A 12,466-nucleotide genomic window follows, 5' to 3' on the forward strand; every position below is an offset into this window, starting at 1 on the left:
GACCGGGTGAAGATCGCGCTCATGGACTCCGGAATCGGCCTGCTGGCGGCCGCCGCCGCGGTACGTCGGCTGCGGCCCGACGCGGATCTCGTTCTCTCCTCCGACCCCGACGGCATGCCGTGGGGCCCGCGTACGCCGGAGGATGTCGCCGCCCACGCGCTCGCCGTCGCCCGCGCGGCCGCCGCACACCGCCCCGAGGCGCTGATCGTCGCCTGCAACACCGCATCGGTGCACGCCCTGCCCACGCTGCGCGCGGAGCTGGAGCCCGGTATACCCGTCATCGGCACGGTCCCCGCGATCAAACCGGCCTCGGCCGGCGGCGGCCCCGTCGCGATCTGGGCCACCCCTGCCACCACCGGCAGCCCCTACCAGCGCGGCCTCATCCGGGACTTCGCCGACTCGGTCGCCGTCACCGAGGTGCCCTGCCCCGGTCTCGCGGACGCCGTCCAGCAGGCTGACGAGGCTGCCATCGACCATGCCGTGGCCGCCGCGGCCGCCCTCACACCACGCGATGTAAGGGCCGTCGTCCTGGGCTGCACCCATTACGAGCTGGTCGCCGAACGTATCCGCGCCGCAGTACAGCCGCCCGGTCTGCCACCGGTGGTGCTGCACGGCTCGGCCGGGGCGGTCGCCGCCCAGGCGTTGCGCCGTATCGGCGAGCTGCCCGCCCCCGACGCCGAGCCGAGCTCCCGGCTCACGGTGCTGCTCAGCGGCCGGGATTCCGCCCTGCCCGACCAGGCCCTCAGCTATGCCGAGGGCCGCCTGCTCCAGGCCGTCAGCCCGGCGCTCTGACGGTCTCCGGGTGGTCCTCCGACGATCCCCGGGCCCGGCCGTTCCGACGAACCCGGGCCCTGCGCACGCCCGGTGCAGAGGCCCGGCCGCAGGCCCGATCCGTGCGGTTGATCCTTGTGGCCGAGACCATGCCCGGCAGACGGAACCTGAGTACGCTGCTAGCCATGAGGGACCACTTCCGCGACGAGGGGCACGCCGCAGAGCCCCTTCCCACGGTCTGGACCGGCCGTGCGACCAACCGTGCTCAGTGGCTGCTCGCAGCGGCAGGCGCCGCCTGCATGGCGCTCGGCATCGAACTCGCCGTCGACTCCTCCTGGACCTCGGGCATCGCCCCACTGCTGATGTCCGTGATCGGCTGTGTGGCAGCGGGTCTGCTGATCCTCTTCGGGACCCTCGCCTTTGTCCATGTGGCGGTCAAGGTCGACCGCGACGCGGTCGAGGTGCGGTGCGGTCATATCGGTCTGCCACGCCGGCGCATCCCGCTCGACCATGTGGTGGGCGCGGAGTTCGCTCCGAAGGTGACCCCGAGGCAGTGGGGCGGCTGGGGCTACCGCTGGCGTCCGGAGCAGGGCACCGCCGTTGTCGTACGCCGCGGCGAGGGCGTCGTCGTCATGCTGGGCGACGGCAGGACCTTCACGGTGACCGTGGACGACGCGGAGGCCGCCGTGCGAGCCATCCGCGACCGGCTCCTGCTCGCGGGGACCGACAAGACCGTCGAGGTCTGAGCCACCGCTCCCTCCGCGCTCCCTCCGTGTTCCCTCCGCGGGACGGCTAGAGCGTCCGGCTGTCCGCCGCCGCGTCCGCCCACCGGGCGGTGTGCGTACCGCGCTCCGCCGAGCCCTCGCCCGCCGTGTGCGCCGTCGCCAGCCCCGCGAGCAGCCCGGCACCCGCCGTCACCGGCGTGAAGCTCAGCGCGTTGCCGACGCTCGCCAGGACCGCCAGCGCGCTGAGCGCGGCTCCCGCGCTCAGCACGACCGGGGTGGAGCGCGGCGAGCGCCACAAGCCGTACAGCATCCAGCCGAACGCCGCACCCAGCAGCGCCACGCCCACCACACCCTGCTCGGCCGCCTGCTGCAGCGAGGCCGAGTGCGGCTTGCCGTCGGAGCCCAGCGACTGCTGTGCGGTGGTGCTGAGCTTGCCGAAGCGGTCGGGACCCACACCCCGTACCGGATCGTCCTTGGCGAGAGTGATCGCATCCCGCCACAGAGCCACCCGGTTCTGGGTGAGCTGGCCCTGCAGCGAGACCGTCAGCCCGTCCGGCAGGGTGTCCTCGGCCACACCCCACGAGGTGGCCACCACCAGACCGGTGGCGACGGCGAGGCCGACGAGCGCCACCGTCCGATGACGCATCCGGACCGCCGCGAGCGAGCAGAGCAGTATGCCGAGGGCCGCCGCGCACCCGGCGACGGAACCGAGCGCCAGTGCGGTGCAGGCGACGGCGAGAGCGAGCATTCGCAGCGCGAGGCGCAACGCGGCCGGACGGGCCGCAGCGGCGGCGCAGCAGGCTGCACCCGCACCGAGGACCAGCAGCGCCGCAGCCGCACCCGTGTGCCCCGGCTGGATGGGCGTCCCGGCGATCGCACCGGGCACACCCTGGCGTGAGGCGATCGCCAGGCCGAGTGCGGCGAGTGCGGCGGCCGAGGCGGCCGCGACCGGCAGGAGCGTGCCGCAGATACGGCCGCAGGCATATCCGGCGGCGACGGCGAACACGGCGAGCAGCACGCCCTCGGGCCGTGCCTCGCGTCCGGCCGCGCTGATCAGCGACCACACGGCGCAGCCGCTGAGGACGACGACGCCGGCGATATCGGTCGCGCTGCCGCGCTCCCGCGTGGCGGACCGGCCGTCCGGTGCAGCCATCCCGTCGACCCCCCGACCTGTGACGGGCCCTGCCGCAGCAGCCGAATCGCGTCGGGTGGCAGGGCTGGCGCACACGGTAACGGCAGAGGCAGGGGTTTGTGGATGGGTTGCGCAGGAACGTTGCGGCAGTCGGTGCCGGGGGCCCGTGGGGAGCCCGTGCGGCAATCGGTGCCGGGGCCCATGGCGAGCCGCTGCGGCAGTCGGTCCGCCGGTCGGCGCGAGAGCCGGCACACCGGTGTCGGTGCGTCGGCCGACGAGGACCGGACTGCCGGGGCACAGCCCAGCGCCGTAGACTCCGCCGGGTGAGCGCCACCATCACCACCGTCGACACCCGACAGCCCGCCCCCGCCGCCGGCCGACCGCTGCTGCGGCGCCTTCTGCGGCCGGGTGCCGCCGCGCTGTCCGGAGTGCTGCTCTTCGCGAGCTTCCCGCCACGTCCCCTGTGGTGGCTGGCGCTGCCCGGCCTCGCGCTGCTCGGCTGGACCCTGTACGGACGCCGGCTGCGGCCCGCGTTCGGCCTGGGCTACCTCACCGGCCTCGGCTTTCTGCTGCCGTTGCTCATCTGGACGGGCGAGGAGGTCGGCCCCGTGCCGTGGGTGGCGCTGGCCGCGGTGGAGGCGGTGTTCGTCGCCCTCGCCTGCATGGGGATCGCCGCGGTCTCCCGGCTCCCGGTGTGGCCGGTGTGGGGTGCGGCCGTATGGATCGTGAGCGAGGCTGCACGCGCGCGTGTGCCGTTCGGCGGCTTCCCCTGGGGCAAGATCGCCTTCGGACAGGCGGACGGCGTCTTCCTGCCGCTCGCGGCGCTGGGCGGGACACCTGTGCTGAGTTTCGCGGTCGTACTGTGCGGCTTCGGGCTGTACGAGACCGTCCGCCGGGTCCGTGCCCACCGGCGTACCGGCGAGCTGCCGCGCGGCGCCGCGGCCGCAGCGCTGCTCACCGTTCTCGTCCCGGTCACGGCGGCCCTCGCCGCCCTGCCGCTCGTCGACGACTCCGCCGAGGACGGCACCGCGAACGTTGCCGCGGTCCAGGGCAATGTGCCGCAGCTGGGGCTGGACTTCAACTCCCAGCGCCGCGCGGTCCTCGACAACCACGCCCGCCGCACCGAGGAGCTCGCCGCCGATGTGAAGGCGGGCAAGGTGGCCAAGCCGGACTTCGTCCTGTGGCCGGAGAACTCCTCGGACCTCGATCCGTACCGCAACGCCGACGCCAAGCTGGTCATCGACGAAGCGGTGAAGGCGATCGGCGTGCCGACCGTCGTCGGCGCGGTCGTCACTCCCGACACGGGCAATCTGCGCAACACCCTGATCGAATGGGACCCCACGCGCGGCCCTGTCGACACGTACGACAAGCGGCATGTCCAGCCGTTCGGTGAGTACATCCCGATGCGGTCCTTCGTACGCCTCTTCAGCTCCGACGTCGACCGGGTGCGGCGCGACTTCGGACCTGGGCACAAGGTGGGTGTCTTCGACCTGGCGGGCACCAAGGTCGGCATGGTCACCTGCTTCGAGGCGGCGTTCGACGACGCGGTGCGTGACACCGTCACCAGCGGAGCCCAGCTCATCTCCGTGCCGAGCAACAACGCCACCTTCGGCCGCAGCGAGATGACGTATCAGCAACTGGCGATGTCGCGGGTGCGGGCCGTCGAGCACGGGCGCTCCGTCGTCGTCCCCGTGACCAGCGGTGTCAGCGCCGTGATCATGCCGGACGGGAAGATCGTCCAGAAGACAAAGATGTTCACGGCGGGTGCGCTGGTCGCCGATGTGCCGCTGCGCTCCTCGCTCACGCCGGCGACTCGGCTCGGGACCTGGCCGGAAGGCATCCTGGTGCTGGTCGCGGCGGGCGGTGTGGGCTGGGTCGTGGCACGGGCGGTGCAGGCCGGGCGGCGGCGGAAGGCCGTACAGGGCACGGCCGTGCAGGGCACCGTCGAGCGGGGCACGGTCGACGCCGGTTAGGGTCGAGGCCATGGCAACCCCCGACTTCATCCGTGAGCTCCGGGCCACCGCAGGCCACCAGCTCCTCCTCCTGCCGGGCGTCAGCGCGGTCGTCTTCGACGACCAGGGGCGGGTGCTGCTGGGGAGGCGTGCCGACACCGGAAAATGGTCGCTCATCGGCGGGATTCCGGAGCCGGGGGAGCAGCCTGCGGTGACGGCCGTGCGCGAGGTGTACGAGGAGACCGCGGTGCGCTGTGTCGCGGAGCGGGTCGTGTTGGTCCAGGCCCTGCGGAAGCCGGTCACCTACCCCAACGGCGACCAGTGCCAGTTCATGGACATCAGCTTCCGCTGTCGCGCGGTGGGCGGCCGGGCACGCGTCAATGACGATGAGTCGCTCGAGGTGGGGTGGTTCTCCGTGGACGCGCTGCCGGAGCTCAAGGAGTTCTCGCTCTTCCGGATCAAGCAGGCTCTCACCGAGGGACCGGCATGGTTCCAACCCATCATCGAGCAGTGAAGTGTGGGCGCTGACCACATCGGTCGGGGCATGATCACTGCCTAGGGTGCGAAGCATGACCGCGCCCACCACACCAGGTCCCGCACCTCATCCCGACGCTTGTCCCGTCACCCTCGACCTCGGCGGCCGAACCGCACTCGTCACCGGCGCGGCGGGCGGCCTCGGCCGTGCGTGTGCGCTGCGGCTCGCGGCCGCCGGCGCGAAGGTCAGGGCCGTCGACCGCGACGCCGAGGGTCTCGACGCACTCGCCGCACACTCGTCGGGGCTGGCCGGGGTCGTCGAACCGGAGCTGCTGGACCTCACCGATCTCGACGCGGCGGAGGCGGCGGCCGCCGGGGCGGACATCCTCGTCAACAACGCCGGGCTGCAATTGGTCCGGCCCATCGAGGAATTCCCGCCGGACGTCTTCCACACCGTGCTCACGGTGATGCTGGAAGCACCCTTCCGGCTGATACGGGGTGCGTTGCCGCATATGTACGCGCAGGGCTGGGGCCGTATCGTCAATATCTCGTCCGTGCATGGGCTGCGTGCCTCTGCCTTCAAGTCCGCGTATGTGGCCGCCAAACACGGTCTCGAGGGACTCTCGAAGACCGCGGCCCTCGAGGGCGCTCCGCACGGGGTGACCTCCGTCTGCGTCAATCCCGGCTATGTGCGTACGCCACTGGTCGAGAAGCAGATAGCGGACCAGGCGGCGGCCCACTCGGTGGCCGAGGACCGGGTCCTCACCGATGTACTGCTCAAGGACTCCGCGATCAAGAGGCTGATCGAGCCGGAGGAGGTCGCCGAAGCGGTGCTGTATCTGTGCACACCGCAGGCATCCTTCATCACCGGCACCTCGCTCACCCTCGACGGCGGCTGGACCGCCCACTAGGGCGGGTTTGAGAAGTCCCGCCTGCCCCGCGACCCCTGGCACGCACACTCGCGATGTTGTCGGAGTCGCCCAAGTACGTCCAGTACGAGGGCGATCCTCCGCCTTGCGATTGCACGCACCAGACGCCGCAGGGCCCGCCCTGCGGGCGGACGGCGTTACTTCTCAAACACGCCCTTGGGCAACACGCCCTGGGGTCCTCCGCTTGTCCACAACGGCTTCGTTGTCCACAGGGCTGGTGCGAACGCCCGTACGGCAGGAATCCTGTGTTCATGTCCCACGATCAAGCCTCCTACCTGGAGCTCCTCGCACGCGGTGCCGACGCGGAGGCATACGACCGGCCGGCGCTGCTCGCCCGCGCGAGCGGCGCCGGGGCCGAGGCGCTCGCCTCCCTCGAGCACGCCAAACAGCTCGCGCTGCGGGTGCGTGCCGAGCTGGAGGGGCGGCGCCGCCGCGAGGCCGAGCTCTCCGCGCTCTTCGAGACCGCGCACGACCTGGCAGGTCTGCGTGATCTCGACGCCGTGCTGAGAGCAATCGTGCAGCGCGCCCGCTCGCTGCTGGGCACGGAAGTCGCCTATCTGAGCCTCAACGACCCGGCAGCGGGCGACACCTATATGCGGGTCACCGAGGGGTCGGTGTCGGCGCGCTTCCAGCAGCTGCGGCTGGGCATGGGAGAGGGGCTCGGCGGTCTCGTCGCCCAGACGGCCCGTCCGTATGTCACCGACAGCTATTTCGACGACGCGCGGTTCGAGCACACAAGGACGATCGACACGGCCGTGAGCGACGAGGGCCTGGTCGCCATCCTTGGAGTGCCGCTGATGCTCGGCAGCCAGGTCATCGGCGTGCTCTTCGCCGCCGACCGCCGCGCCAGGGTCTTCGAACGGGAACAGGTCGCGCTGCTCGGCTCCTTCGCCGCTCATGCCGCCGTCGCCATCGACACCGCGAACCTGCTGGCGGAGACCCGCTCGGCGCTCGCCGAGCTGGAGCGGGCCAACGAGATCATCCGCGACCACAGCGGCGTCATCGAGCGTGCCTCGGAGGTCCACGACCGGCTGACCGAGGTGGTGCTGCGAGGCGGAGGCGTCCATGATGTGGCCGCCGCGCTCTCCGAAGTCCTGGACGGAACGGTCGAGTTCACGGACACCGACCTCGAAGCCACCGGTGCCGACGGCCGGGCAGTGCGGCACGGGCAGGACTGGGTGGCCGCGGTATCGGCGGGCGGCGAGCTGCTGGGTGCCCTGGTGCTCCGCAACCATCCCGAGCTCGACCCCGTCGACCAGCGCACCATGGAGCGTGCGGCCATGGTCACCTCCCTGCTGCTGCTCGCCCGGCGCTCCGCCCACGACGCCGAACAGCGAGTACGGGGCGAACTGCTCGACGATCTCCTCGACGCACCGGACCGGGACCCCCGACTGCTGCGGGAACGGGCGGCGCGGCTGCAGGCCGACCTCGACGCACCGCATGTGGTGCTGGCCGCCCGGATCGACGGACCCGACTCGGGCACCTCGGGCACTTCCGACCGGGAGACCGCAGACCGCCGGAGCGCGGACCGGCAGCGACTGTGGTCCGCCGCCTCTCACCTGGCCGCGACCCGCTCGGGCCTGGCCGCAGCCCGTGACGGCGGCACCGTACTGCTGCTTCCGCTCGGCCCCGACGACAGCGCGGCCGACCTCGCCCGCCAGACCTCCAGACAACTGAGCGGAACGGTACGGGAGTCGGTCACCGTCGGCGCGTCCGCGCCCGTTCCGGCGCCCGCCGGCGATCCGAGCCCTATAGCCGGGGCGTACGCACAGGCGCGGCGCTGCCTCGACGCCCTGCGGCTGCTCGGCCGCTCAGGCCAGGGCGCGGCCGCGCAGGACCTGGGATTCCTCGGCCTGCTGCTGGCCGACCCCGGCGACATCGACGGTTTCGTACGGCGCACGATGGGCGAGGTCGTCGACTACGACCGGCGGCGCGGCACCGACCTGGTTCGTACGCTCGACGCGTACTTCGCGAGCGGTATGAGCCCGGCCCGTACCAAGGACGATCTGCACGTTCATGTGAACACGGTGGCTCAGCGCCTGGAACGCATAGGCCGGCTGCTCGGCCCCGACTGGCAGTCTCCGGCCAGGTCGTTGGAGATCCAGCTCGCGCTGCGGCTGCATGCGATGTCCGCGGCCGTCGCCCACTGAACGCGCCACCGCGCGGACCCCCTTCGGGGCCCGCGCGGTGTGTTCGATCCGTGCAGCCTTCGCCCGTCAGGCAGTCTGCGCATCCGCCGGCCGGGTCGCCGGGGTGCTCTCCACCGGCTCAGCCTCGACAGCGGCCAGATCGCGGTGCCGGGTCTCCCTCGCGCAGCCGATGGCCACCACGGTGAGCAGTGCCGCGGCGATGACGTACAGGGCGATGGGCGTCGACGAGTCGTAGTCGGCGAGCAGCGCGGTCGCGATCAACGGCGCGGGCGCACCGGCCGCGACGGAGGAGAACTGCGCTCCGATGGAGGCCCCGGAGTAGCGCATGCGCGTCGCGAACATCTCGGCGAAGAAGGCCGCTTGCGGCGCGTACATCGCTCCGTGCAGGACGAGTCCCACCGTGACGGCGAGCAGCAGACTGCCGAAGCTGCCCCGGTCGATGAGCGCGAAGAAGGGGAACATCCAGGCACCGACCCCGATCGCACCGATGAGATACACGGGCCTGCGCCCGATGCGGTCCGACAGAGCGCCCCACGCCGGGATCACCACGAAGTGCACGGCAGAGGCGATGAGTACGGCATTGAGTGCGGTCTGCTTGCTCAGCTCCACAGCGGTCGTCGCGTACACCAGGATGAACGCGGTGATCACGTAGTAACTGATGTTCTCCGCCATCCGCGCCCCCATGGCCACCAGCACGTCGCGCCAGTGATGCCGCAGCACAGAGACGAGCGGCATCTTCTCGACCTGGCCCGCTGCCGCCTTGCGCTCCTCGGCCTGCGCCAACGCCGCCTTGAAGACCGGTGATTCATCGACAGAGAGACGAATCCACAAACCGACGACCACCAGAACACCGGAGAGCAGGAACGGTATGCGCCAGCCCCACGAGGTGAACGCGGCGTCCGACAGCAGTGCGGTGAGCGCGGAGAGCACCCCAGTGGCGAGCAACTGCCCGGCAGGCGCGCCCGTCTGCGGCCACGAGGCCCAGAACCCGCGTCGCTCGGCGTCACCGTGCTCCGACACCAGCAGCACGGCCCCGCCCCACTCACCACCGAGTGCGAATCCCTGCACCAGCCGCAGCACGGTGAGCAGTACGGGCGCGGCGGTACCGACAGTTGCGTGCGTCGGCAGCAGCCCGATGGCGAAGGTCGCCCCGCCCATCAGCAGCAGACTCAGCACCAGCAGCTTCTTGCGGCCGAGCCGGTCGCCGTAGTGCCCGAAGACGAGCGCACCGAGCGGGCGGGCGGCGAACCCGACGGCGTACGTCAGGAACGACAGCAGGGTTCCGACGAGCGGGTCGGAGCCAGGAAAGAACAGCTTGTTGAAGACCAGCGCGGCGGCCGATCCGTAAAGGAAGAAGTCGTACCACTCGATGGTGGTGCCGATGAGGCTCGCGGCGACGATGCGCTTGAGTGAACTGGGAGCTGGTGGAGCGGTTGCGGGGGCGGCCATGGACACCACTTCCGGACAGTTGGCGGGGACGTTTCCGTGTCGCCACACCGTAGGAAGACGCAGGTCAGGGGCACATGTGGTGGGACACCACAGTTCGGAGGGTCAGTGTGCGCGCGAACACCATGATGGGAGTGCGGGGGCCACCACGGCGGCTGTGTCCCGCTGGGCCGGAGGCTGCGGCGCTCCCTCCGCCTGGTCCACGGCGTCGGCCGCGCGGCGCAGCCACTCCTCCGGACAGCCGGGGCCGGCCCGGCGCGACGCCATCAGTCGGCCCGTACGAAGCTGAGCAGCACACCGGTGCCGAGCCACGGCTCGACCCCACAGCACTCCCAGCCTGTGCCCTCAATGGCCCGGATCACTTCATCGACTCCGCGGTCCACCCGCTTGACGGCCCGTTTTCCGTACACCGGCCGGTTGAGGAAGAGCTGCACCGTGTGCGTCGTCTTCCCCGCTTCCCGCGCCCTGCGGGCCTCTCGGGCCAGGCTCCACAGGTGGCGCCGCTTCATGCTCGTCATGTGATACCTCCGTGTCGTCCCGGCGGGCCGGACCCGTGCCAGGTCCTCCCACTCGGCGTGATCGGCGACCGCGCACACCGCCGCGTTCCGGCTGGGCAGGTCGGTGGCGACCAGGACTTGACGGCCGTCGTGCCGCCGCGCCCATGCGCTCCAGGCGCCCGCGCTGCCTTCAACCCGGCCGACAACCGAGCCGCCGGCCTGGTGCTGCAGCCGGGCCCGGGGCGGTATCGCCTGCACGACCTCGTGCGGGTCCACGCCCGGAAGCTGGCCGACGCCCGGACGGGGATCCGCAGCGGTTCTCCGCGCGGGACGCGGCGCGGTGGCTGGACGAGGCGGGGGCGGACCTGGCGGACGTGTCAGGGTATGCGGCGGCGCACGGCGAGGACGTCCTGGCGACGCAGCTGGGTGTGGCGCTGCGGGACTACTTCCTCCACCACGATCGCTACGACGAGGGCCGCACGGCGCTGACGACGGCGCTGCAAGCCGCAGAGCGCATCGGGGACCCTGCGCTGCGGGCCCTGGTTGCGGGGTCGCACGGGCTGCTGGACTACCAGCAGGGCCGGAACGCGCAGGGTGGCGACTGGTTCCGGCAGGCGCTGAAGTCCGCCCGCGAGAGCGGCGACGAGACATTGGCGGCGCTGCCTCTGACCGGTCTGGCCATCCAGGACTACTCGCAGGGGCGGTACGACACGGTGGCGGCCACCATGAACGAGGTGCTGCCGCTCCTGGAACGGGCCGACGACCAGTGGGGAGTGTCGCTGGTGTTGGCGCTGCGGTCGATGAGCCGGTTCATGCAGGGTGAGGTGCACACATCGTTCGCCGACGCGCGTGAGGCGCTCGCCGCGGCAGAGCGCAACGGCCGCCCAATACCGGTCAGCCAGCGCCTGGTCTCCCTTGCGGACGGGCATGCGGCAATCGGCGAACGGGCAGAGGCGCGGTCGGTGCTGCTGCGCGGTGAGGTATTACTGCGGGAGGCCGGCGACCCGCTGCTGCTGGCGTTGACGTTGACACGGCTGGGGTCGGTCGCGGAGGACCTCGCGGAGGCGGAACGCCGCCATCGCCAGGCATTGGCGCTGCACGCAGGCATCTCGCGGCGTTCGGAGCCGCACCGCACGCGACTCGAGATGGAGATCCGGCGCCGCCTGGGTCAGTCGTACGCGGCGGCAGGAGCGCGGGCACGGGCCCGACGGGAGTTCCGTGCGGCACTGGCCGTGGAGCGAGCGGCGGAACACCCGGAGCTGCAGGAGGAGTTGCGGGCTTCGCTGGCGGAGGTGGACAGGGAGTGAGCCGGCGTCACCGGCGGGGCGCCGGGCGTCACCAACCGGGAACTTCGACGGTGCACAGCAGGTCGCGGTCGTCGTGCACGGTGTACGAGTACCAGTACTCGCCGTTCTTCCTGTGGTCGGCGCGCTGATCCGAAGGAGAAGCCCTAGGGTCGGAGAATGCGCATTGTCTCGCTGCTTCCCGCCGTCACCGACATCGTGGCCGAACTGGGCCTGATTGATGACCTGGTGGGCCGGACGCACGAGTGCGACTGGCCGCCCGCGGCGGTGGAGTCCGTACCGGTTGTCACTGCCGCGGAGTTCTCCGCTGATGCGCTCAGCAGCCGCGAAATCTCCGACGCGGTGGGCGGAGCGGCGCATTCGGGATCCTCGCTCTACACCCTTGACACCGAAGCACTTGCCGCTCTTGCCCCCGAGGTGGTCCTCACTCAGGACCTGTGCGACGTGTGCGCGGTGTCGTACAGCGGGGTGTCCCGGGCGGTGCGGGTGCTGGACGGCGGGCCCAGGGTGCTGAGTCTGGAGCCCCGGACCCTGGACGATGTGCTCGACTGTCTGGTCCGGGTGGGGGAGTTGCTGGGCGTACGCGAGCGTGCCGAGCGGCGGCGATCGGAGCTGCGCGAGCGGCTGGCGGCGGTGGGACGGCTGACCGCCCGGCTGCCGCGGCCCCGTGTGGTGGCCATCGAATGGCTCGATCCGCTTTGGCCTGCCGGGCACTGGGTTCCCGAGCAGATTGCCTGCGCCGGAGGGGAGGCGCTGTTGGCGTCGCCGGGCGAGCACACCAAGCCGATGCAGTGGGACGCTGTACGCGCCGCACGACCGGACGTCGTCCTCGTCCTGCCCTGCGGCTTCGCGCCCGAGCGCACCCTGGGGGAACGCGATCTGCTCACCGCGTTGCCGGGCTGGGACGAGCTACCCGCCGTACGCAACGGCGAGGTGTGGGTCCTCGATGGCCCGGCGTACTTCAACCGGCCGGGGCCCAGGGTGGTCCGCGGTGCGGAAGTCCTGGCCCATGTCCTGCACTCCGTCCGGGCGGGAGAGCCCGTGACACCGTTGGAAGCCCGACGACTGTGTGCTTCCGGGGAATGA

At 71.6% G+C, this 12,466-nt stretch carries 11 protein-coding genes; 8 read left to right on the plus strand and 3 right to left on the minus strand.

The window, feature by feature from the left end:
* Nucleotides 1-6: 6 nt before the first annotated feature.
* Nucleotides 7-792: a glutamate racemase gene (locus ACFWDI_RS34810; protein WP_385310268.1), complete on the plus strand. Its 786-nt coding sequence runs from the start codon at nt 7-9 to the stop codon at nt 790-792.
* 164 nt (nt 793-956) lie between these two features.
* Nucleotides 957-1,517, plus strand: coding sequence for a hypothetical protein (locus ACFWDI_RS34815; protein ID WP_385310270.1), 561 nt, complete (start codon nt 957-959; stop codon nt 1,515-1,517).
* A gap of 46 nt (nt 1,518-1,563) precedes the next feature.
* Here the strand turns inward: ACFWDI_RS34815 and ACFWDI_RS34820 are convergent, their stop codons facing one another.
* Nucleotides 1,564-2,649, minus strand: a complete 1,086-nt coding sequence (locus ACFWDI_RS34820; protein ID WP_385310271.1) for an O-antigen ligase family protein — start codon at nt 2,647-2,649, stop codon at nt 1,564-1,566.
* A gap of 302 nt (nt 2,650-2,951) precedes the next feature.
* Between ACFWDI_RS34820 and lnt the strand changes: the two genes are divergently transcribed.
* The 4 genes from lnt (at nt 2,952) to ACFWDI_RS34840 (ending at nt 8,133) form a co-directional block, all read left to right on the plus strand.
* Nucleotides 2,952-4,601, plus strand: coding sequence for an apolipoprotein N-acyltransferase (lnt, locus tag ACFWDI_RS34825; RefSeq protein ID WP_385310273.1), 1,650 nt, complete (start codon nt 2,952-2,954; stop codon nt 4,599-4,601).
* A gap of 10 nt (nt 4,602-4,611) precedes the next feature.
* A complete protein-coding gene (locus ACFWDI_RS34830) occupies nt 4,612-5,094 on the plus strand; it encodes an NUDIX domain-containing protein (RefSeq protein ID WP_385310275.1) in 483 nt (160 codons plus the stop codon).
* A gap of 55 nt (nt 5,095-5,149) precedes the next feature.
* Complete coding sequence (locus ACFWDI_RS34835; protein WP_385310277.1) at nt 5,150-5,965, plus strand: 3-hydroxybutyrate dehydrogenase; 816 nt, start codon at nt 5,150-5,152, stop codon at nt 5,963-5,965.
* 269 nt (nt 5,966-6,234) lie between these two features.
* Nucleotides 6,235-8,133 (plus strand): helix-turn-helix domain-containing protein, encoded by a 1,899-nt coding sequence (locus tag ACFWDI_RS34840; protein ID WP_385310279.1) that lies wholly within the window; start codon nt 6,235-6,237, stop codon nt 8,131-8,133.
* A 66-nt stretch (nt 8,134-8,199) separates the two neighbouring features.
* Here ACFWDI_RS34840 and ACFWDI_RS34845 read toward each other — a convergent pair whose 3' ends face one another.
* Both ACFWDI_RS34845 and ACFWDI_RS34850 read right to left on the minus strand, forming a co-directional pair.
* Nucleotides 8,200-9,582: an MFS transporter gene (locus ACFWDI_RS34845; RefSeq protein ID WP_385310280.1), complete on the minus strand. Its 1,383-nt coding sequence runs from the start codon at nt 9,580-9,582 to the stop codon at nt 8,200-8,202.
* A 263-nt stretch (nt 9,583-9,845) separates the two neighbouring features.
* A complete protein-coding gene (locus ACFWDI_RS34850; protein WP_385310281.1) occupies nt 9,846-10,352 on the minus strand; it encodes a hypothetical protein in 507 nt (168 codons plus the stop codon).
* Nucleotides 10,353-10,450: 98 nt separating this feature from the next.
* On the opposite strand from ACFWDI_RS34850, the gene ACFWDI_RS34855 reads away from it, so the two are divergent.
* Together ACFWDI_RS34855 and ACFWDI_RS34860 are read left to right on the plus strand one after the other, a co-directional pair.
* Entirely contained in the window at nt 10,451-11,383 is a 933-nt protein-coding gene (locus ACFWDI_RS34855; RefSeq protein ID WP_385310283.1) for a hypothetical protein, read from the plus strand.
* Nucleotides 11,384-11,539: 156 nt separating this feature from the next.
* Nucleotides 11,540-12,466 (plus strand): cobalamin-binding protein, encoded by a 927-nt coding sequence (locus ACFWDI_RS34860; protein WP_385310285.1) that lies wholly within the window; start codon nt 11,540-11,542, stop codon nt 12,464-12,466.

Origin of the sequence: Streptomyces sp. NPDC060064 (assembly GCF_042736455.1) — a bacterium.
Lineage (GTDB): Bacteria > Actinomycetota > Actinomycetes > Streptomycetales > Streptomycetaceae > Streptomyces.